Origin of the sequence: Lysinibacillus xylanilyticus, from assembly GCF_001708185.1 — a bacterium.
In the GTDB taxonomy this organism is placed as follows: domain Bacteria; phylum Bacillota; class Bacilli; order Bacillales_A; family Planococcaceae; genus Lysinibacillus; species Lysinibacillus xylanilyticus_A.
In genome coordinates this window covers 395754-415920 of sequence record NZ_MDDN01000003.1, presented here as the reverse complement: position 1 = coordinate 415920, position 20167 = coordinate 395754, and the positions used below count along the sequence as shown (strand labels likewise).

The 20167-nt window shown below is 34.8% G+C and carries 24 protein-coding genes; 13 read left to right on the top strand and 11 right to left on the bottom strand.

The features are described 5' to 3' along the window. Positions 1–87 precede the first annotated feature (87 nt). The 3 genes from tnpC to BFJ97_RS09850 are packed head-to-tail and all read right to left on the bottom strand — an operon-like array spanning position 88 to position 2278. A complete protein-coding gene (gene tnpC / locus BFJ97_RS09860) occupies positions 88–1704 on the bottom strand; it encodes an IS66 family transposase (RefSeq protein ID WP_068984463.1) in 1617 nt (538 codons plus the stop codon). A gap of 29 nt (positions 1705–1733) precedes the next feature. Continuing rightward, positions 1734–2087 (bottom strand): IS66 family insertion sequence element accessory protein TnpB, encoded by a 354-nt coding sequence (gene tnpB / locus BFJ97_RS09855; RefSeq protein ID WP_068984462.1) that lies wholly within the window; start codon positions 2085–2087, stop codon positions 1734–1736. Further along, on the bottom strand, positions 2084–2278 hold the full coding sequence (locus BFJ97_RS09850; RefSeq protein WP_068984461.1) for a hypothetical protein: 195 nt from the start codon (positions 2276–2278) through the stop codon (positions 2084–2086). The genes tnpB and BFJ97_RS09850 overlap by 4 nt, the downstream gene beginning before the upstream one ends. Before the next feature lie 93 nt (positions 2279–2371). Between BFJ97_RS09850 and BFJ97_RS09845 the strand changes: the two genes are divergently transcribed. Next, positions 2372–3202 (top strand): CamS family sex pheromone protein, encoded by an 831-nt coding sequence (locus tag BFJ97_RS09845; RefSeq protein WP_083226980.1) that lies wholly within the window; start codon positions 2372–2374, stop codon positions 3200–3202. Positions 3203–3292: 90 nt separating this feature from the next. Further along, complete coding sequence (locus BFJ97_RS09840) at positions 3293–3754, top strand: NUDIX hydrolase (RefSeq protein ID WP_068984460.1); 462 nt, start codon at positions 3293–3295, stop codon at positions 3752–3754. Positions 3755–3997: 243 nt separating this feature from the next. On the opposite strand, the gene BFJ97_RS09835 is transcribed toward BFJ97_RS09840, so the two are convergent. From BFJ97_RS09835 to BFJ97_RS09825, 3 genes are all read right to left on the bottom strand, one after another. Continuing rightward, on the bottom strand, positions 3998–4381 hold the full coding sequence (locus tag BFJ97_RS09835; protein ID WP_068984459.1) for a DUF2809 domain-containing protein: 384 nt from the start codon (positions 4379–4381) through the stop codon (positions 3998–4000). Positions 4382–4884: 503 nt separating this feature from the next. Next, positions 4885–5109, bottom strand: coding sequence for a hypothetical protein (locus BFJ97_RS25125; RefSeq protein WP_254660147.1), 225 nt, complete (start codon positions 5107–5109; stop codon positions 4885–4887). Between the two features lie 193 nt (positions 5110–5302). Next, complete coding sequence (locus tag BFJ97_RS09825; RefSeq protein ID WP_068984458.1) at positions 5303–5863, bottom strand: GNAT family N-acetyltransferase; 561 nt, start codon at positions 5861–5863, stop codon at positions 5303–5305. 411 nt (positions 5864–6274) lie between these two features. Between BFJ97_RS09825 and BFJ97_RS09820 the strand changes: the two genes are divergently transcribed. Then, the gene (locus BFJ97_RS09820) at positions 6275–7033 is read left to right on the top strand and encodes a class I SAM-dependent methyltransferase (RefSeq protein WP_068984457.1); all 759 of its coding nucleotides are present in this window, start codon (positions 6275–6277) and stop codon (positions 7031–7033) included. Positions 7034–7143: 110 nt separating this feature from the next. Here the strand turns inward: BFJ97_RS09820 and BFJ97_RS09815 are convergent, their stop codons facing one another. Continuing rightward, entirely contained in the window at positions 7144–7911 is a 768-nt protein-coding gene (locus tag BFJ97_RS09815; RefSeq protein WP_068984456.1) for a DUF1266 domain-containing protein, read from the bottom strand. A gap of 294 nt (positions 7912–8205) precedes the next feature. Between BFJ97_RS09815 and BFJ97_RS09810 the strand changes: the two genes are divergently transcribed. The 4 genes from BFJ97_RS09810 to BFJ97_RS09795 all read left to right on the top strand — a co-directional run bounded on the left by BFJ97_RS09810 (position 8206) and on the right by BFJ97_RS09795 (position 10895). After that, positions 8206–8454: a hypothetical protein gene (locus BFJ97_RS09810; protein ID WP_068984455.1), complete on the top strand. Its 249-nt coding sequence runs from the start codon at positions 8206–8208 to the stop codon at positions 8452–8454. 338 nt (positions 8455–8792) lie between these two features. Continuing rightward, the gene (locus BFJ97_RS09805; protein WP_068984454.1) at positions 8793–9341 is read left to right on the top strand and encodes a PadR family transcriptional regulator; all 549 of its coding nucleotides are present in this window, start codon (positions 8793–8795) and stop codon (positions 9339–9341) included. 136 nt (positions 9342–9477) lie between these two features. Beyond that, positions 9478–10173, top strand: coding sequence for an ABC transporter ATP-binding protein (locus BFJ97_RS09800; RefSeq protein ID WP_068984453.1), 696 nt, complete (start codon positions 9478–9480; stop codon positions 10171–10173). Between the two features lie 11 nt (positions 10174–10184). Then, a complete protein-coding gene (locus BFJ97_RS09795) occupies positions 10185–10895 on the top strand; it encodes an ABC transporter permease (protein ID WP_068984452.1) in 711 nt (236 codons plus the stop codon). A gap of 468 nt (positions 10896–11363) precedes the next feature. Here BFJ97_RS09795 and BFJ97_RS09790 read toward each other — a convergent pair whose 3' ends face one another. Then, on the bottom strand, positions 11364–12563 hold the full coding sequence (locus BFJ97_RS09790) for an alpha/beta hydrolase (RefSeq protein ID WP_068984451.1): 1200 nt from the start codon (positions 12561–12563) through the stop codon (positions 11364–11366). A gap of 433 nt (positions 12564–12996) precedes the next feature. On the opposite strand from BFJ97_RS09790, the gene BFJ97_RS09785 reads away from it, so the two are divergent. Both BFJ97_RS09785 and BFJ97_RS09780 read left to right on the top strand, forming a co-directional pair. Beyond that, the gene (locus BFJ97_RS09785; protein ID WP_068984450.1) at positions 12997–13422 is read left to right on the top strand and encodes a VOC family protein; all 426 of its coding nucleotides are present in this window, start codon (positions 12997–12999) and stop codon (positions 13420–13422) included. Further along, the gene (locus BFJ97_RS09780; protein ID WP_068984449.1) at positions 13415–13801 is read left to right on the top strand and encodes a VOC family protein; all 387 of its coding nucleotides are present in this window, start codon (positions 13415–13417) and stop codon (positions 13799–13801) included. The genes BFJ97_RS09785 and BFJ97_RS09780 overlap by 8 nt, the downstream gene beginning before the upstream one ends. Positions 13802–14288: 487 nt before the next feature. On the opposite strand, the gene BFJ97_RS09770 is transcribed toward BFJ97_RS09780, so the two are convergent. Both BFJ97_RS09770 and BFJ97_RS09765 read right to left on the bottom strand, forming a co-directional pair. After that, positions 14289–15203: a class I SAM-dependent methyltransferase gene (locus BFJ97_RS09770; RefSeq protein ID WP_068984448.1), complete on the bottom strand. Its 915-nt coding sequence runs from the start codon at positions 15201–15203 to the stop codon at positions 14289–14291. Positions 15204–15489: 286 nt separating this feature from the next. Continuing rightward, positions 15490–15798: a hydrolase gene (locus BFJ97_RS09765; RefSeq protein ID WP_223555508.1), complete on the bottom strand. Its 309-nt coding sequence runs from the start codon at positions 15796–15798 to the stop codon at positions 15490–15492. Positions 15799–16512: 714 nt separating this feature from the next. On the opposite strand from BFJ97_RS09765, the gene BFJ97_RS09760 reads away from it, so the two are divergent. Beyond that, positions 16513–17070 carry an isochorismatase family protein gene (locus BFJ97_RS09760; protein WP_068984447.1) on the top strand — a complete coding sequence of 186 codons (558 nt, stop codon included), beginning with the start codon at positions 16513–16515 and terminating at the stop codon, positions 17068–17070. Between the two features lie 215 nt (positions 17071–17285). Here the strand turns inward: BFJ97_RS09760 and BFJ97_RS09755 are convergent, their stop codons facing one another. Then, the gene (locus BFJ97_RS09755; protein WP_083226979.1) at positions 17286–17591 is read right to left on the bottom strand and encodes a hypothetical protein; all 306 of its coding nucleotides are present in this window, start codon (positions 17589–17591) and stop codon (positions 17286–17288) included. Positions 17592–18099: 508 nt separating this feature from the next. Between BFJ97_RS09755 and BFJ97_RS09750 the strand changes: the two genes are divergently transcribed. Genes BFJ97_RS09750 through BFJ97_RS09740 form a run of 3 tightly spaced genes read left to right on the top strand, consistent with a single transcriptional unit; the run spans position 18100 to position 19995 of the window. Further along, on the top strand, positions 18100–18567 hold the full coding sequence (locus BFJ97_RS09750; protein WP_068984446.1) for a GbsR/MarR family transcriptional regulator: 468 nt from the start codon (positions 18100–18102) through the stop codon (positions 18565–18567). An 11-nt stretch (positions 18568–18578) separates the two neighbouring features. Further along, positions 18579–19397 carry an alpha/beta fold hydrolase gene (locus BFJ97_RS09745; protein WP_068984445.1) on the top strand — a complete coding sequence of 273 codons (819 nt, stop codon included), beginning with the start codon at positions 18579–18581 and terminating at the stop codon, positions 19395–19397. A 25-nt stretch (positions 19398–19422) separates the two neighbouring features. Next, entirely contained in the window at positions 19423–19995 is a 573-nt protein-coding gene (locus tag BFJ97_RS09740; RefSeq protein WP_068984444.1) for a DUF1697 domain-containing protein, read from the top strand. The last annotated feature ends 172 nt before the right edge of the window (positions 19996–20167 follow it).

The following is a 20167-nucleotide window of genomic DNA, read 5'->3' as shown; positions in this document are numbered from 1 at the left end:
GTAAGCCCGAAATATAAAAAAAATAAGCGCACCTTCTCGGTACGCACGACTAATGGCCATCTACCCTGAATTTTTTCGGATAGATGGCTATTTTGCACATGTGGCTTGGATTTTTTTCGACCAAGGCATGTAATTATTTAAAATCTCTGGCTGCTGATGAATCGGTAAATTTGGCAATTCTGTCATTAACGTCACTAGGTATTGATAGAAATCGATGCCGTTTGCTTTTGCCGTTTCAGCCAAACTTAAACAGATGGCATTCGCTTTAGCGCCTGCTTCACTAACAGAGAAAAGCCAGTTCTTACGACCAATCACATTTGGACGAATCGCATTTTCAGCCGGATTATTATCGATTTCAATTCGACCATCGAATAGAAAAGCCTTTAATCCGTGTACACGATTTAATGTGTATTCTGCAGCTTTTGCGAGCGCATTTTTCCCAAAGAAAGGCGATTCGTCTACCCATTTTAGAAACTTCTCTACAATCGGCTTTGAATGTTTTTGCCGTGATTTTCGGCGTTTACCTGGTGAAAGATGCTTGAATTGACGTTCTAGGTGAAACAGTTGATCACAGTAATCCACGCCAATTTGCCCGTTTTTGCTATCAGCTTTCAGCCAATAGCGTCGCACATGCGCCCAACAGTTGGCGAACGTGACATCAGGTAGATTCCCGTATGCAGAATAACCATCACAAATCACAGTTCCTTGAAAACCAGCTATAAAGTCTGCTAATACAGAACGGCTTCTCGATAAAGCGCTTTGGAAAAGAACGATGATCGGCCCTTGACTTGGCACACTTTGGGACACCCAATTATAGGCGTTCGATTGACCGGATTTTCCGTCTGAACGATTGATTATTTGCGCATAGGTTTCATCCACATGTAGAACAGATTTTGCTGTTAATATCTGCTTCATCTGTTCATAAACCGGTAGAAGCCAATCTTCAGCTACACGGATCACCCAGTTTGATAAGTTCTTATCATTCGTAAGCAGGCCATATCGTTCCCACTCCTTTACCTGACGGTAAAGAGGTAAGTATTGGACGAACTTATTATAGATGAGTTTTGCTAGAACGGTAGGCCCCGCAATGCTTCGCTGAATGGCAGCTTGTGGGGCTTTCCCACGTTTCATTTGTGCTTTTTGTGTGGCATCCATTTTACAGTGCTTGCACTCGTAGGCATGTTCAATATGCTGGATGCGCATCATTTTTGCCGGAATGAATTTTGCTTCTTCACGCGCAATAGTTGTACCGGCTTCGGTCATTTGGCCAAGGCAACAGTCGCATTGTGTATTGGTGGGGTGATGATGAATTTCTTCTATTTCAATCCCTTCATGAAAAGAATCATTCCGTTTTTTCTTATGTAGTTTACGGTTAACAGTGTAAGTAATCGTCGCTGTGCTTTGTTCTTCTGTGTGCTCAGATTCGTTAAAAGACGCATCGTCATCGAATAAAGAAGCTTGTCCGTCTGGTGCTTGATACTTTGATTTTTCCGATTTTGAACCGTATAAAGCCTTGGTTAATTGGCGAACTTGTTCTGTTAGCACTTCGATTTGTTTCAATGATTGATCCAACTTCTTTGTCAGTTCATTATTTTGCTGATTTGAATGAGCCAATTGTTGCTCAAGTAATTGAATGAATCGTTCATTTTGGTCAGAAGATACGTTACCCACTGTATTCACCACATTTCGTTCAGTATAAGTCATGGATGATTATACCACTTTGGTGAAAAGATTTAAAAGACACCTTTTGCAGATTTCATAATCGCTTTTGGTTGCTGAAGCGATAAACCTTCTAAAAGCCAGCGAAGTTCCTTTTGTGAAAGGTTACGTACTTCCTTTTCATCTTTTGGCCATTGCAGTTTGCCATTATCTAATCGTTTATAAAGTATGGCGAAGCCATCTCCATCAAAATACAAACATTTATAACGGTCTTTACTCGTTCCAGAAAATAAGAAGATGGAATCACTATATGGATCGAGTTTAAAAGAATCCTGAATGAGTGCTGCGAGACCGTCGATACCTTTACGCATATCGGTCTTACCGCAAATAATGTAGATGTTCTGCACGCTCGTAAAATCTTGCTTCATTGATTATTCAACTCCTTCAGGATCGTTTGGATGATGTGCTCATCTACGCCATTAAAGAAGGAAATTTCAGCACTAGTTGTTTTAATGATGCAGCTCGGCTCAGGAGAGTTTTGTGGTGAAGTTGTTGATGAAGAGTTGTCAGTGATCGGATCTAGTGTCACAGGGACAATTGTTAGTTTGGTAGTTGACATAAAGAAGCACCTCCTCTAATTTTGATACATATCAATCGTACCGGAGGTGCCTGGCTATTTATATGCGTTATTTGATTACGGGCTTACAAAAAGATTATTAATCAGTGGTTAGATCGAAAATCAAAAGACGGTTTTGGTTTAAACCCATCTATAAAAAATAGTACTGGAGATGTTTTAGAGGATGAAAAAAATAATCCTAAGATATTATCTCATGTATTAGAACAAAATTTTATTAACAAAGAAAATGGAGAAATAGAAGGGATGTCTTTAGCCATATCCTTAAATGAATTTTATGACATTAAGGTAGCGGATGATAAAGGTTTAATTTATACAGATCAAGTAAAAGTAGATACTAACGATGATAATGTAAACGATGTAGAAAAATATGGGAAGGAAATAGCCGAAATTATAATAAAAGATATTAGAAATAACAAAAAAATACCTAATGTTCCTATTTATATAACTTTGTATCAAGAATCGAATAAAAATGATATAATTCCAGGAATATTTTTAGCTGAAACATTTATTCCTGAAGAAGAGGATAAAATAGATAAATGGACTGATATAGATATAAAAAATTATACATTCCCTTCAGATTCATTATTTAGTTTAGACAAAGATACATATGAAAAATTATTAATTTTCAAAGAAGATATTCAAGAAGGTTTTAAACATTTAAATCCTAAAATAACTGGTCAACTTCGATATGAAAATGGGAAATTAATTGATTTAAAAATAGATGTTAATGTACCTTTAATAAATGATACCGAATTGATTGGTCTTTTACAGTTGGTTGGCACTAGAATAAATACTATTTTATCTGATTATATCCCGGTTACTATTCGTATTATAGATCAAAAACAAGATGTTGGGATTGTCATATGGGATCCAATAGAAAAACAGATTTATGCAACTCAAATTTAAAGCTGATTATAGGAACAGGATAGTTGAAGTAGGATCCCAAGTAAAATGCTTTGTATATTAATTAAAAATTAGAGATTCATGGAGGAAATGATGAACTACATACAAACAATTCGCCAGTTAATTGGAAATGACATGCTAATGACTGTAGGTTGTGGAATTATTATTGAACATGAGAATCAGATTTTACTACAACATCGAAAAGATCGAGATGTTTGGGGCATCCCAGGGGGCGTTATGGAGCCTGGAGAGACGTTTCTTGAAACTGCTGTACGAGAAACATTTGAGGAGACAGGATTGATAGTTGAACAATTAAAGTTGTTTGGTCTTTATTCAGGTAAAGAAGGATTTTCAGAATACCAGAATGGAGATAAGGTTTTTAGCGTTCAGATTATTTTCCATTCACGTTGTTTTTCAGGAGAATTAACTCATAACACAGAAGAAAGTCATGAACATCGATTCTTTCCTCGTAATAACCTACCTCATTTGAATTCGCATCAAGAGCGATTCATAAAGGATTGGGTAAATCAGATGACATTGCCCGTAATAAAATAATCTGACGAATTTTTATCACAAAAAAAGATAGGACAACCAATTTCCTTATTCAACTATAGGAGGCTATAGTTGAATAAGGATTAAAACGAAAATTACATTTTTTGTAAAAAACATATATCAATTCACAAGGAGCGGGTAGTCAGTGAAGTAATAATCCAAATATAAAGTGACTATAAAACCTAGTAAAATGATAATGTTAAAAAAGGTGAGTTGTTTTTTATATTCTAAAATTATATTGTTTATTTATCTTCGAAGAGTAAACCTAAGTACCACCTTATCTAATACAGTAGCGATTATTATCCCTGCTGTATATCGAATCAAATCCATTGTAAGAAAACCTTTGCCCAATACCAAAGCCCCGAGCAATGTCCCACGAATCTGATTAATCCAGTCTTCCTGATACAGCTGGCTAAATTCAATGCCGAAGCTAAACAAAAAGCTGAGCACAATGGCTGGGAGGGTGTTCTTACGCACTAGCAACAATCGAAATCCGAAATAGACCATCATAGCCCATAATATGTCCCCCGCGTTCTGCGCAACAAATGACAGAAGTAGATGGCTAAATTTTCTAGAAGCTAGGCCTAATAAAATGGTGATCACAATAGCGATCAAATAAGCTATTCGCATGTTACGATATTGGTGGTTAATAGGTTTTTGCTCTTTAGTCTATAGAATCACTCTTTCGGCGTGTGGATAGTATGTATTAATTTGACTCTTCACCATAACATATAGTTGATTTCCGTTCCGACTCGGCGCTTTCCAAGGACAAAATATTTTTTGTGCGAAAGCGAAGCGTCAGCGAACAGGTAACGAAGGCATTCTCACATGACGTGATGGTTTTATTTCATTCCAAAAAGGCTGCTTCTAGATTAGAAGAGCCTAGATTGTTACTTTTTTATCCTTTTTAGCCAGAAAGATATTAATTACGAATGGCTTCTATTTTTTCGCAGTCAATCATCAGTCGCATTGCAGTTTCTCCAATTTCTAGGAAGTGTGCGCTGCAGCTTTGGCTATCAAAATATAGGAAGAATAGGTTGATAAAACTACTGCCATTCGATAAGAAAACATCTACTAATGTTCCAGGTTCAACGCATTTTAAATGATTGCAAACGCAACCCTTACAATGATCGTTATTTTTCATTTTTTTTTTCTAGTTCTTGACTATATTTCTTATCAAGGTCCTTACGTTTTTGTTTGAGATCCTTATGATTGTAATATTTTATTTTATCATAATCATCTTCGACAGCTTCATAGTCGTCTACTTTGCTATGACATGGATCATAATAGCATTTCTCAAATTTATGGTAATTGTTAAAATCCCTATCCATCCGCTCTAAATATCGATTATCACCCATTTTTTCACCCTTTTTGTATGAAAGTAATGCTAGCGCCAGCCAGACATTATTAGTTTATGTTGAAAAACCTAGCTGAATTGGTAATATGTCTATCAGCAAAGGCCCAATACTATTGTGATAAGAGGGGGGATATTATAAATTTAGATTCAAGCCAATAAACTCTAAGAAAATTATCTATTTAATGATTTCCATTTTACTCTTCTTTAAGCAATCCGTATATTTCTAAATCCACTACGCCTTTACCAGACCAAAACGTTGCTTGTCTTAAAAGTCCTTCTTTTAAAAAGCCATTTTTCAGGAGAACCTTTTTGGATGTTTCATTCAAAGGCATAACCTCAGCCTGTATTCGGTTAATATTAACTTCCTCAAATAAAAATTTTATGAGAATTTTAACAGCTTCAGATGCAATGCCCTTACCCCAATAATCCTCTGCCAAAAAGTAACCAATCGTCACCATGTTCACTTTTTGATTAAAGTCCATTGCTTCGATTATGCCAACCAACGTATCGCATTGAGACTTTTGGAAAATGCCCCATTTTACTCTGTGTTTTTTCTGATAATCCCTGTCAAAATGACCAATCATTTTACTCACTGTTTGGATATTATGCTTAGGGATTATCCCACAATATTCAAAGATTTTGTCATTATCATAGGTTGCAAATACTTCCTGTAAATGTGCATCTTCAATTTTTTTCAGCACTAGATTTTCTGAGCTTAATAATGGGAAAGCTGCAAACACTTTTTCTACATTCATATGATTCTCTCCTTGCTTTTTTATCGTAAATAACTGGCAGTAAAAATTCCACTTCTAGTTGATGAAGTTGAATCAAAGCGATTAAACGGAGACTACTGCTAGTAAATGCTTGATTGGTTCGGGCAATATTTTTTTAATAATTTGTGTTAATTCGTACATTATATTGTAGAAATGATTGAAAATAAATCCTTTTTTAGAAGGAAGGTCTTCGAATTAATCAAATTTGAAATCATTCGCACATATAAAATAGGCATATTGTGTTATGCTGATTGAAAGTGTATAATTTTCCTATATTTTACTGAAAGTGAGTGATTTATAATGATAGTCAGCTCTTTTATTCCATCAACTAAAATTAAGGTGTGGAAGAACTAAGAATAATAGATTCTTCTGCGCGAAATCGGAGGAATTGACATGTATAGTTATTACGGTCCTTTATGTACAGAACTTTATGATTTGACAAAACCGGTAGGATATTCTATTGGTGGGGATATTGAATATTATCTTGAACGATTAAACGGAACAAAGGGAAGAGTACTTGAAGCGGGAGTAGGCTCTGGACGCTTCTTAATCCCTTTACTTGAAAACGGATATAATGTTGAGGGAATCGACTACTCGCCTGAAATGTTAGATTTATGCCGAAAACGCTGTAAAGAAAGAGGATTTAAACCAAATCTATATGAAGGTGACTTGAGCAATTTTTCATTAGGCTCGATATATGAAGCGATTGTAATGCCGACAGGTTCGTTTTGTTTAATAGAGAATTCAAAAGATGCGATGGATGCATTAAAATGTATGTATAATCATTTAATACCTGGAGGCCGCCTAATTGTAGACTTGCTTTTACCTACAGACTGGCGAACAGGGGAAATTGCTTCATCCTACTATGAGATTTCGAAAGAGCAAGGAATTGCATTAGAAAGAAAATCCGTTGAAATGAACTGGATCGACCAATATACGTTAACCATTTTAAAATATGAAAAATGGAGAAATGGTAAATTAATGGATACAGAATTACAAAGGTTTCCGATACGATGGTACGGAATAGAAGAATTCCAGCATATATTAACAAGCATAGGTTTTTCTGATATTACTTGCTCCGCTGAATATGTTTACAACAAGAAACCTTCAAAGGAACACTCATTACTTACATTTGAAGCTGTTCGTAAATAAATAAACCTGCTAGATTTTAGCTAAGTAAAACGCTAAAATCTAGCAGGTTTTTTCTAATAGTTTTTATCATATTCCATTTTTCTAAGTGTATAAACTTGTCCAATACTAAATTATCGGCTTTCTGCTACGGGTAGCTTAATGCTAAGTTCATTCCAGATTGAATCCTTTTCACCCAGCAATTCCTTTCCATTCCAAATGATGTCGTAGATGTCACCCTCATAAGCAATGCCTCGGCCAAATGCAAATGAAATAAAATAGTCCTTCCAAGATTGGAAGTAAGGACTAGCGGCATCAGCAGCTCTCTCTATATAGCTCCATGCCTGTTCTTCGGTTAAATAACCAAGTATGTAGCTCCATCTTGCAATATTTATGGCTCTATCAAAATCCCAGGCAGCAATAGTGTCAACCCGGTCAAAATCGGATTTCGTAAAGGAAAGCTTCTTTATCATCGCTTCTTGGGCTGATTCATAGCATTCCTGCGATTTACCCACTTCCTCCTCTGTAAAAGATTGGCCAGTTTTCAACGCCAGAAGAAGCTCATCATACTTCGTACGGTGCCCTTCCGAAAGCAGCCATTCCAGCGTTTGAACAGCCTCCTCCGGATTACTAATGTCCCAATATGAAGAAAGGCCTTCTTTCAAAGCTTCGTGATCTACCTTCATCTGCAGTACCCGTGGCGACTCAGAGCGGTAAAGGGCGAGATTAGCACCGTAGGCAAGCAAATGCTGTTTTTCCTTCGGCAAAGGGTTAGCCTTTTCCATTTCTGCTCGCATTTTTTTATTCTGTTTTTCAATTTTCTTGCTCGCTGAGATTAAACCGACGATAAGTAAAATTACAATTGCTACAATAATCCCTACAATAACTAAAAAAATCTTCAAACTGTCACATTCCTCTCCATGTTTTTATTTTGCGCCATTTAAATTAGAATCACTCACTTTTAGTAAAGTATAGTAAAATTATACAATTGTAGAAATAGTTTTACAATGTGACTATTTTATTACTTATTATCATTACTGAGGATGACATTTGTTGATTGGTGTAGAGGTGTTTGCACGATGGGTTAAAAGGAACTAAAGGGAGGGGCATGAAGAGGAAGTTAGCTAACAAAGTCACTAGTTTTGAATTTTTGCTTGCTATATTTCTTTACAATCCAATGGGAAGTAGGGTTTTCCATGCATAAAGATATGAACTATGGTAGCAACTTTAAATATATTCCCGGAACTTCAATTTTAAGTGGAGAAGGTATAGAAGTATTGTCTGATCAATACCAGCATACGTTTCAAATTGTTCATATTGTGCTTTATGTTGAACCTAATAAAAGTGAATTTGTATTAGTGGAGGCTGATATGCCAAAAAATGCATATAACATTATTTCAATAGTAGATAGGGGTTTGGATCAAAGAATCGATCTCAAGCATTAATTTTGACTAACGGTCACTTTTATTATGTTTGGGCGATAATTGATTTAATTGAACACAGGGGGATGCTGGTGGGTTAAACCCATCCTTTAACTGAGGTTTGGCGATTTTCCTTCATAAATGTAAAAAGCTGTAGCAAATAAATTTGCTACAGCTAAAATTGATTCATGCCCTTTGATGGTGCAATATCATTTATTATATCATAAAAATATTTATTGTGTTGTATTTTGTTTTTTCCGAAATTTTAACTTAACCTCTAAACCTCTAAAAACCTATTGACAAAAAAATGCAGAATCGTTATAGTCAATTTATTCAACGTTGAATATAAAAAGGTGATTATTATGACAAGGTTATTAGTTCTTGCTATGTTGGGTCTAAAACCAATGACTGGCTATGATATTAAAACAATGCTTGAATTAAGTGATGCTGAACGATGGGGTGGTGTACTAATCGGCTCTATCTACAATGCCCTAAAAAAGCTTGAAAAAGATGGCTATATAGAGGTGGCTAGTATTGAATCGACGGGTCATAGGCAAAAAGCAATTTACCAAATTACTGAAAAGGGAAGGGCACATGAGCAAGAGTTGATTATCGAGGCTCTTGAAAAATCTTCTGTAGTTTATCCCACAACTTTGTATTCTGGTGTATCATTTGCGTTTAAATTACCAAATGATAGAGCTATTGAAGCATTAGAAAAGCAGAAAAAGATTTTAGAACATGAAGAAAAGGCTATCAATGCTGGTTATGAGGCTAAACTGATTGCTATGCAAGGTGAAATGCCAGCGTTAACACAACTAGCATTTGATAATATGTTAGAAATTGTAAAAGTACAATCGAAGTTTGTTAATCAAGCGATTGACATTATGAAAAAAAATAACTCTCTCGAATGAGGGAGTTAAAAAATAGCCAAATAGTCAACGTTGAATATACAACATTAAATCATTTCTGCAGGTGTTTAGAAAGTTAAAGCTTGGCTGATTCTCGACGCAATTATGTCGAGGCAAAATTGATAGGAGGAGAGAAAACATGAAAAGGCTAATTAGTGCTAGACAATTAACGAAAAATTATAAGGCAAGGTGTGTCGTTGATCATATAAATATTGATATTCAAGAAGGTGAGATAGTTGCTTTAATTGGCTCAAATGGTGCAGGGAAAACAACAACTATCAGTATGCTTCTTGGTATTGTTCCTCAGGACAGTGGAACAATTGAATACTGGACATCCGATTATAAAAAGGAAATAGGCACGCAACTTCAATCAACACCATTTTTCGAAGGCTATTCCGTAGAAGATAATATGAAATTATTTGCTGCATTTTATGGAATGACATTAACGAATAAGAAGATTGATGACAAGCTCGCAGCCTTTGATCTACTGTATGTTAAAAAAACGCCTGCAATCAAACTGTCACTAGGACAGCAAAAACGCTTAGCCATTATCGTGACAACTTTGCATAATCCAAAGCTAGTCATTTTGGATGAACCTTCTGCAGGATTGGATCCAAGGGGGCAAAAGGAAATTCAACATATCATTAAGCGCTTAAAAGAAAGTGGCGTTGCCGTGTTATTTTCTTCCCATGATATGTTGGAGGTTATGAATGTAGCTGACAGAATTTTAATTATGCATCACGGTAAAATTATGGCAAATGGTTCACCTGATGGTTTAATAGTGCAATATCAAACTCAAAATTTAGAGGATTTATTTTTTGAATTAACAAAGTGAGGAGCGAGAGGATGAAAACTGTTTTTTTATTAAATTTAAAATCTAGCATGAAAGATATGTATTTACTATTTTGGTCAATTTTAATGCCGTTCGCGGCAATTATTGCGCTAAGGATTTTTTTACCGAACTATTCAGGAGGTTATATAGAAGGAATCATTGCTGTTAGTGTATTTTTTTATTCATTTATGACTACAGCTTTTATAGCGTTATCACAAAGAAAACGAGGCGTTTATAATTTACTGCACGCAACACCCTTGCCTTTATGGAAATATATCGTCAGTGTTTCGAGTTCATGGTCTGTCATAGCTATTATCCTATCATATATAGTGCTTTTATTCGCTTTAGTCGTCAATCAACTGAAATTTTCCTTTACAGTCCTCTTATATATGACGCCAATTATTCTAATAGCTTCGTTAAGTTTTGTATTTTTAAGCTTTTTTATTTCAAGTCTCGTGAAAAATGAGGGACATTTGAGTATGACAGCTAATGTTCTGATGATTCCAATGCTCCTTTGTAGTAATGCATTTTTTACAATGGAAAAGGCGCCAGACTTTATACAATATATTAGTCTAGTAAATCCATTTGAATGGTTTTTAAATGGCATTAAAGCTGCATTTCTAAATAATTTTAGTTTATGGGGGGAATCTTTGCTCCTCTTAATAGGATGCCTTACTTTGACACTAATTATTTCCTTAAAAACATTTAAGTATAGTGATCAATAATTGTAAAAGCAATAAATTAAATGACCAGAACTCAAAGTCTGGTCATTTTGTAATGTGCACCCGCATACTCAACAACTAAGTGGTGAAAGTCCACTACAGGCTTTATAGCTCAGGTTACTTCGTTTCGTTTTTTAAAATTTAGTCTACTTGACAGGGGTCACTTTAACTTCTTTCAATAGGAATCTAAACACCCGCTGAAAGAAGTCCTCTGGTGGATGTCACGGAATCGGAAAGGCGTTCTTAGGGGATGTTAGTCTAAAATCATCGCATCCATGCGATAACGGCTAACTGACCTGCATCGGTAAAAACGCCACGTCCTGTGGCATTACCGAAATGACCGACATCGTGTCGGCCCTCGTACAGGCCTAAGTACAAAGCCGATTCCGGAAGCAATTATGCCGTGGCATAATTGATATATTCAGGGCTCTTTTGAAAATCAACTTTATCTACAATTTTTTCTGTATCATTTTATTTGTTATATTTCTGAAGGAATACCTTGAGCTTCTCGTAAGTAATTTGGGTATTCAAACTTCCTAGTACTCCATCATAAACATGTTCAGCTTTCGGAAGATAATAGATTTCATGAGAAACATTATTCATTGAAAGTTCCCTGTCCAATATTATAGCTTGTTCTGTTGGGACAAGACTATCGCTCGTTCCTAAAAACATAATGGTAGGTGGTGTGTGTTCACCAATATAATTGACAGGAGAAAGCTTTTGATAACGATCAGGAAATTGTGAAGGTGTGCCCCTTATATACTCTTTCATAACCTTTTGCACATAGCCCGGACTAGGGTTATTCTGATAAAACTTTGTCATATCTGACGGTCCATAAAAGTTAATCACGGTATTAATAGGTACTGAAGGTACAACGGTGGACGGTGGTAAAGTTGTGTCACCCATACTATAAGCAGCAAGCATAGCTAGATTTCCACCTGCTGAATCACCCATTAAGTTTATTTTTTCAGGATCAATTTTGTAAGTATCCGCATGTTCTACTACCCATCCTATTGCAGATTTCACATCAGCTACCTCATCTTTCCATCCTGCTTGGGGAGGCATGCGATATTCTATATCAAAAACAGTAAATCCTAATTCACTTAACCATTGATTCCAATAAGGGGCACTCCCTTTACTACCTTCAACCCATCCGCCTCCATGTATCTTAATAACAGCGGGGGTACGTGTGTTTTTAAATTTTTCATTGGCGGGCCACATATCAAGCTTTAACTCAACGCCATCTGTAGTTTTTCCGTATACGATATCTTTTATAAACGTTGATGATATTTCTGATTTGTAAAAAAAGTGGGAGTAAAGTGAAACTTGAACATTTTCTTTTTTAGCATAGTTCTCCATTTCTATAATTGGCTCTATAATTAAAAATGTATTTATTAACAATAGTGGGATCGAAATAAATTGAGCGATTCTAGCTTTCTTCCAAGAAGCAAGTATTAATAGCACTATGATAAAAAATGTTAGCATTAATAAAAACCATGGAGTGTACAATGCAAGCGATCCAAGGAAACCAACTACACTAAGAATATTAGTTGTATTAAAAATGGCATATGTTATCATGGCAATAAGAAGTGTTAGTACTATTGAAAAGCCTGTAAGTAGCCACTGAAAAAAACCTTTAGGGCGCCATAAGGTTAATTGTTTTTGTTCCATATTTCAAAATTCCTCCATGCTAAAGAATATAGTTTATCTCCGACAGTACATATCCATCCTCCAAAAAATTTATGAATCAAATAACTCGGATATTAAAGTACCTTATACAATCCTCTCTCAATATTATATAGAATCAATTTTTTTATTAGTATAGTTAATCTACAAAAAAGAAATATAGATAAAAAAATAATAGATAGTGGATTTACGTATTAGACGCACACATAAATTATTTATGATTGAAAATGTTATAGATTCTTTAAAGTTTATGAGACCAGAACTCGGAATTGAGTCTGGTCATTTTAGACTGTAGTCAAACACTGTTTTCCAGACTAAACTTAGCATTTTGTGAGGATGAAATTGTAGCATTGACTTAAAAGGGATATAAAACCCGAAAATAGAATAATTCACTAAGGACATAGGAGAGGGTGATGGGATGAGTGAAACGTTAATAAAAATAGGAACTACTTATATTCCAGTTAACAATGTAGAACTGTCATGTGATTGGTATGTAAATAATCTGGGAGCAAAATGTAGTTATCAAGATAATGATAAAGCCATTCTAAATTTTGCCAATCAAAGTTTTTTTCTTGTTAGGTCAATGAGCAATCAAAGTTCAAATTTCATTGATTGCTATGGGGAAGAACATTTTTCGATAACATTTGAGGTGGATGGATTAAGTGCATTAACGACTATCCATAAAGATTTTATCGCTAAAGGTATTACAGTTGGAGAAGTTGAAAATAGGGGACATGCGGGAAGAAATTTTGATTTCTGGGATTTAAATGGAAATAAATTCGATGTGTGGAGTGAGCTGAGTCCTACTTTTAAAGAAAAATTCAAGGAGGAGAAGAATGAGTAAACCTATATTGAAAGGAGTAGAAGCCATTTTTATTCCGATTAAGGATCCTGAATTATCTGCTACATGGTATGAAGAGAAACTGGGATTTACACTTCTATATATAGAAGAAGGCGCGGCAGTTATGAAAATTGATGAAGAATCTCAAACGGTCGTATGTTTAGTAAAAGCAAAAAATCATACACCACTAAATTTCCAAGACAATTATTTTGGCGTCGGAAAATACTTTAATTTTATTTCGCAAAACATTGAAGAAACTTATCAATCATTAATTGAAAAGAATGTAAGAGTTAATGAAATAGATGGAGAAGGACAGACAAAATTTTTCACCTTTTATGATCCTGATGGAAATCCACTGGGAGTTTGTCAATTAACTATCTAGCAACTCTATTTCCTGAACAGTATATTTATAGAGGGTCACTTATTATTATAAGTGACCCATAGTAACGAAGCTTTGGAGGTGTAAGACTAAACCATCTTACATTACTAACATATGATACGATGTTATTCTTACATAGTTAATTGCCTGAGAAATATTTTGAAAATAAGTAACTCACTTTAAAGCCATAAAAGTTGTAAGATTCAATTGTTCAGATTCTATCACGATGGCAGTTAATCCTTTATGCGATTTTGTTTCAGTCCTTCTCCCCAAAAATTGCGTCACCTGTTTGGACTTTATCACCATCTAAAATTAAGAGAAGCTGGGGGACTACAGCTTGATGATAGCCTATAATACCGTTTTCTTCTAAATACATGCAACCGATACTAGCTGATGCATCGGTGTTTATAATCCGAGACATGATAAATTTTGAGTTAAACTGTGAGATGTTTTTACAAATACTTCATTAAATTCCTCCAAAAACTTCAATTTATTTTTTCACAGCATGCACGTAATGGATCGTTTCAAAAGCTGTTAGATAATCTTCTCGATTGTCAAAGTAAAGCTCATTGATGTTACTTGGAGATAAATGTTCATAAATAAGTAGTCCTGAATTTTCTAACATTTTTTCCATTTCTTCATAAGTAAAACACGATTTCATCGGTTCACCACTTGCTGCAGCCATTTTCACCATGTTGTCCACTCGATTAGAGAGTCCTTTTTCTTTAAATAAGTTTTCGTCTGCATAATCCATTACTATAGAGCTTCCAGATGGTAAATTGGCAAACAAATGCTCGATCAAACTTGAAGTTTCCTCTTTCGTTAAATAATAAGAAACACCTAGTAGACTAAAGAAAGTTTTATTGTTGTCAAAGCCGCTATTTATTAGATTTTGATGTAAAAATTTTTTTGTGAAGTCCATCGCAACAAAATGTACATTACTAGGAAGTTTAAAATGAGCTTCATTTAATCTTGTCTTTTTAAATTGCTGTGTTGCTGGATGGTCGATTTCAAAGATTTCCAAAATATGTTCAAGTTCTGGGTGTCTAAAACTAAAAGTATCTAATCCTGCTCCGAGAATGACATATTGTTGTAAGCCTAGCATTACTTCATTCAGTAAAACCTTTTCACAATATGCTGCACGTGCTAAGGGCGTAGGGGAGAGTTGAATTTGCACAATCCATTTCAATAGTTCTTTCGTATTTCCGTTTAGTTTTTCTGCGATTTCTTTGTTGAAAAACTGTATGCCTTGCACCATATTTGTTTGAATATCATTAAATTCTTTTTCTGTGATTAAATCTTTTGCTATATAGTCATCAAAAATTTTAAGGGTATCGAATTGGCTATGATAAGCTCTGCTAAAGGCTGAGATTAATGAAGTTAAACTGGATTCACCTTTGTTCATGCAAATACACTCCTTTAAAAAAAATAGGATTCCCCTGGCCAGGAGAATCCTATTATATAAATTTATTCTATAAAAGTAAATTATTACATAAAATGATTTTTTTGTCAAGTTTTCGGTCTTGGGATCATTGAAATTTTGGTTTCCTAATTCGTAAATTTCCAAAAAATCCATTCGCAAGGTCCATGTAAGCGAAAGTAAATACTAGAGCCACATAGATTTCAGTGACCCTAGTAACAAATTTCATAGGTGTAAGGGCTATATTAGTTGAAAGAACCATTTCTTTAAACTAGTCAGATTCAATTCGGATAGCTTGAATATCTTGGCAATCGACAATAATCGTTGAACCAGGTTCAGTGGTTGGATCTGTGAAAAACGCGCAACAATCTTTTTGATCGAAGTTAATAAATACAACATCTTCAATTATTTGACCCCCCAATAAGAAAAGATCTACTTCTGTCTGAACTGGTAATTTCCTTAATTGATTACAAACACAACCTCTACAACGATGAATAGTTTTTTGAACATGGTTTTCTTTTTCACCGCAAGATAAACACTTTTTCCGTGTATTACTATTAATATTTCTATTAATGCTCATATTCAATCCTCCTTACTAGTTTATTAAAGAAATAATAGCCTTACACTTGTAAGATATGGTTCTAAGATGAAGATTGATTGGCAATTTGTCTATGAACAATTAAATTAATTTTGCCAAAACAACAATAAAGTAATGTAATGACGGAAGTATTAGAAGGGCTTATAAAAAAAGGCCGTAACGGAGGATGCTGTATATCTTCTATTGATTACCTCATAGTGATCAATATTGAAATAGTAGGAAATCATCATTATTTCACATAACCTACTTAATAGAAATTTATTAAGCGTGTTGATTAGGGAAAATAGTTTATTATTGAGCGATAAAAGGATTTTTCCGCAATTTTTGCTAATATATTCTCATTTTTAACTGATTGTAGCGTAGGGCTACTCGAGTGCTCCTGTCGCTTCGCTTTCGTCGCAGAGCAAAGCTTCCCGCGAGAAAGTGAGACAGACGAGACCCTGTACGTAGCGGAAATCAGAGCCTTCAAATTAATCAGAGTGTATAAAAATGGTTAATCAACATACCTGTTATTTATGTTTCTTGTCATGGAAAATTATGATAAAATTTTATTGTCTGAAAATTTTTAAAAGACAATTTTGTTTAGGGGGTATGTATGATGACAAACAAAAATAATGTTAACTTAATAAATAAAAAGAGGAAAACGTCTAACTATTGATTATATAGTGTTTCCTCAAAATGAAAGGGGAAAATTGTGTGAATCAAGCATTACTCATTATTGATGCTCAACAAGAGTTAATTGACGGTAATCAGGAGGAAAGAGCTGTTTTTAATAAAGAACAGCTTGTTAGGAATATCAATTTAGTGATTGAGAAAGCAAAGGAATCCAATGTTCCGGTTGTGTTTGTAAGGGATCTCGATGTTGCAGAAGGGAAAGGTACTGGGTTTGATATTCATAATGGAATTAATGTACCTAAAGAAGCAAAGATTTTCGATAAAGCGGCAACAAATTGCTTTCATGGGACAGGGCTTCTAAATCATATACAGTCTCAATCGATTATACATGTTGTTGTGATGGGTTGTTCAACGCAACATTGTATTGATAGTGCAGTAAGAACCGCGACAATTAATGGTTTAGATGTTACCTTAGTGGGTGATGGGCATTCAACAGTGGACAGTGATGATTTAAGTGCGGAGCAAATTATCAAGCATCATAACAGAACTCTTCATGGTCATTACAATGTTGACCGTTTTTCTGTTGTTAGGAATGCAGAAGAAGACTTATTTCAACCTACACATGATTCGTATCGATAAAAATATCAAAGGGCACTCATATTTGATTACGGGTTCGGCTGATGGGGAGAAAAACACTAAAAGTAATGTGAAAAACAACTTAATTGACACTCATTTTAATAGTAAGTTAGTAGCATAAACGGCAGAAAAAAAGCGCTTAGTAATCTAAGCGTTTTTTTGTGTAATAATTTATTAACCTAATTGAACTAATGCCCCCGTTTGACTGACTAAGGTTATTAAGTATCACCGTAGTATTCTGCAAAATGTAAAAATCCAAATTTCCTTACAAGAAAGTTTTTTAATTCGCCCTGAGTAGCTTTTTCTATTGGAGGATTTGTTAGGGTGTATGCTTTGGCATTTAATTCAGCAAATTTATCTTTATCTATTTCATTATGTTCTTTATCTTCAATAATTCCTGAAGAAATTGCGGCTTTTGGATAACCCATAAAAAATATATGTGTTCTTAATGCCATACTTGGTGTTGAATGCATCAAGATAATTACAACCAAAAAAGAAACAATAATTATAACCTTTTTCTTCAAGTCATCCTCCCCACCAATTGACGTTAATAATCTATAAAATATTTTAACATAAATTTCCCATTACATTGAAAAATTAATTCTCTTAAAAAAGTTAAACACCTTAGATAAATTATATCTTTTAAATCGAATTTTTTATCAGCGATTCCTAATCGTTGTTCGGACGTTTCCATTTGTTTTGTTAGATTTATATGCGAAACAAAAATTATAATAGGTTCGACGGATTGCGATGGTTATTTATACTATTTTATTCAGTTTTGGCACATGTTTTAACAGAGGCTGGGACATAGTATATAATTAAAGTAAAAATAAAAAATTTCAAATTAAAAAAGCGCGAGAAATCAACGTTTCTAAAATTGATTTCTCGCGCTTTTTATGTTATCCTAGCCTACTTTAATTTGTATGCTAATTAGCGCATTAAAACTTTACTGTACATTATATCGCCTATTGCAAATTGCATTCATTGTGTTTAATATATATTAAACACAATGAATGTTAAGAGGTGGACGACATGAAAAACATACTATTAAACGATGAGCAGAAGGTATTAATAGAGGATTTTGGAACTTATATAGAATCCTCAGGTGGTGCAAGATCACTTGGCAAGATATGGGGCTACTTGTTGATATCGGGTATTCCGAAGTCACTCGATGACATGGTGAACGATTTGCGAATTAGCAAAGGGATGGCGTCATTGTCCGTTCGACAGGGTGTTCAAATCTCTTTATTTCGTAAAGTAGGGATTCCTGGTAGCAAACGAGATTTCTATCAACTGAATGCAGACGCATGGGCATCAACTTTGCATACGAGCATTGCTCAGGGTGTATTGATGGGACAATATTTGCGTCGAGCGAAAGAGTTAGTTCTTGAGGAACAGGCTGTATCAACCATCGATGAGAGTATCGAGTTTTTTGAATTTGTTATTCAACAGACCCAGCAAATTTTAGTTCAGTGGGAAGAACGAAAGGGTAGTAAGTAGGAGGAATCTTTATGCCAAAAGTTAATGCGAACGGTATCATGATCCATTACGAAATTAAAGGTCAAGGGACGCCTATATTGTTTTTGCACGGGAGCGGAGCATCATGGAAAATGTGGGAGCCTCAATTTGAAGCATTTTCTTCGCGCTATCAAATGCTTATGCCTGATTATAGAGGACATGGTGAAACGACAAAGGATTTCCCTAATAATAAATACGATCATCATATAATTGTGGAAGATATCAAATGTTTTCTAGATGTACTTGGAATTAGCAAAATTCATGTAGTCGGTGTATCGCAAGGCGGCCAATTGGCTACACTGCTCGCGATAAAATATCCAACATATGTAGATAAGCTCGTAGTCTCTAATAGTTATAGTGAGATGCCGACAATTGCAGCTAACTGGGTACTATCCATATCAAATTTTATATTCAGTCTACTTCCATACCGTACAATTATAAATCTCATGATGAAATTTTATAAGGACGACGCTTATACTCAGCGGATTTTAAGGGAGTCTTTTTCAATTGATAAGAAAATGCTTCTTGCAATGAAAAAAGCACCATTTCCAACGCATACTGATCAATTGCATCGAATAAAATCGCCTACGCTTGTAATGGGTGGTGAAGGAAAAATGATGACGGGCGTTGATGAAGGGAAAGGATCCCGAACTATTTTTAACCATATTCAACATGCACAACTAGCATTATTCAAAAATGCATTCGATCCATTAAGTACGATGCGCCGAGATATATTTAACGAGATGATTATTGACTTTCTAGAGAATCAACCTTTGAAGGAATATAAGGATGTAGAAATTTTTAGTAAATAAAATGGAGATAAAAAGGCGGGATCGTATGACCATTTATATCGCACTACTTAGAGGCATAAATGTAGGCGGACACAATAAAATAATCATGGCCGAATTAAGAAGTTCCATGGAGCAACTAGGATTACAAAATGTGAAGACATATATCCAAAGTGGAAACATCCTTTTTGAATCAAATGAACATGAGGACATTTTGCAAAAGAAAATTCACGATAAAATTAAAGAAGATTTTGGGGTATCTAGTGTTGTTGTCATTAGGACAGCAGAAGAATTACAGCAAATTGTTCGTCAATCTCCATTTTCAGAGGAAGAGGTTTCAGCAGCGAGTAATTCCTCTAATGGGGAATGTTTGCATGTTGCTTTGTTACCTGCAGCTCCAACTAAGGTCGATAGTGACAAGTTCTTATCTTTTACAAATGAAAGAGAACTCAGTGTCATAAATGGAAGAGATGTGTATCTTTTATTCTATGACAGCATTCGCAATGCCAAACTTATTAATAATCTAAAAAAGCTTGAGGTTCCAGCAACGGTCCGTAATTGGAAAACGCTTATGAAGCTTTCTAATATGGTCGTAGAACTCAAACAATCTAAAAATAAGTGATCTACAGTAAATAATTTCATGATCTGTTCAGAATCAATTGTGAATGATGTGGAAACCTATCAATGTCATGGTGAACAAATGAGCATGCATAAAACCAAAAGCCCGGGCAATCACCAAATTTTTGTGAGCCTGCCCTTTTTTCGTTTTGATAAATTGGGCTTTATAAAGTTGT

Bases quoted from the DNA above. Each gene is read 5' to 3' on its own strand.
- tnpC (WP_068984463.1), bottom strand. From the start codon at position 1,704: ATGACTTATACTGAACGAAATGTGGTGAATACAGTGGGTAACGTATCT.
- tnpB (WP_068984462.1), bottom strand. From the start codon at position 2,087: ATGAAGCAAGATTTTACGAGCGTGCAGAACATCTACATTATTTGCGGT.
- BFJ97_RS09850 (WP_068984461.1), bottom strand. From the start codon at position 2,278: ATGTCAACTACCAAACTAACAATTGTCCCTGTGACACTAGATCCGATC.
- BFJ97_RS09840 (WP_068984460.1), top strand. From the start codon at position 3,293: ATGAACTACATACAAACAATTCGCCAGTTAATTGGAAATGACATGCTA.
- BFJ97_RS09835 (WP_068984459.1), bottom strand. From the start codon at position 4,381: ATGCGAATAGCTTATTTGATCGCTATTGTGATCACCATTTTATTAGGC.
- BFJ97_RS25125 (WP_254660147.1), bottom strand. From the start codon at position 5,109: ATGGGTGATAATCGATATTTAGAGCGGATGGATAGGGATTTTAACAAT.
- BFJ97_RS09825 (WP_068984458.1), bottom strand. From the start codon at position 5,863: ATGAATGTAGAAAAAGTGTTTGCAGCTTTCCCATTATTAAGCTCAGAA.
- BFJ97_RS09820 (WP_068984457.1), top strand. From the start codon at position 6,275: ATGTATAGTTATTACGGTCCTTTATGTACAGAACTTTATGATTTGACA.
- BFJ97_RS09810 (WP_068984455.1), top strand. From the start codon at position 8,206: ATGCATAAAGATATGAACTATGGTAGCAACTTTAAATATATTCCCGGA.
- BFJ97_RS09805 (WP_068984454.1), top strand. From the start codon at position 8,793: ATGACAAGGTTATTAGTTCTTGCTATGTTGGGTCTAAAACCAATGACT.
- BFJ97_RS09800 (WP_068984453.1), top strand. From the start codon at position 9,478: ATGAAAAGGCTAATTAGTGCTAGACAATTAACGAAAAATTATAAGGCA.
- BFJ97_RS09795 (WP_068984452.1), top strand. From the start codon at position 10,185: ATGAAAACTGTTTTTTTATTAAATTTAAAATCTAGCATGAAAGATATG.
- BFJ97_RS09790 (WP_068984451.1), bottom strand. From the start codon at position 12,563: ATGGAACAAAAACAATTAACCTTATGGCGCCCTAAAGGTTTTTTTCAG.
- BFJ97_RS09785 (WP_068984450.1), top strand. From the start codon at position 12,997: ATGAGTGAAACGTTAATAAAAATAGGAACTACTTATATTCCAGTTAAC.
- BFJ97_RS09780 (WP_068984449.1), top strand. From the start codon at position 13,415: ATGAGTAAACCTATATTGAAAGGAGTAGAAGCCATTTTTATTCCGATT.
- BFJ97_RS09770 (WP_068984448.1), bottom strand. From the start codon at position 15,203: ATGAACAAAGGTGAATCCAGTTTAACTTCATTAATCTCAGCCTTTAGC.
- BFJ97_RS09765 (WP_223555508.1), bottom strand. From the start codon at position 15,798: ATGAGCATTAATAGAAATATTAATAGTAATACACGGAAAAAGTGTTTA.
- BFJ97_RS09750 (WP_068984446.1), top strand. From the start codon at position 18,100: ATGAAAAACATACTATTAAACGATGAGCAGAAGGTATTAATAGAGGAT.
- BFJ97_RS09745 (WP_068984445.1), top strand. From the start codon at position 18,579: ATGCCAAAAGTTAATGCGAACGGTATCATGATCCATTACGAAATTAAA.
- BFJ97_RS09740 (WP_068984444.1), top strand. From the start codon at position 19,423: ATGACCATTTATATCGCACTACTTAGAGGCATAAATGTAGGCGGACAC.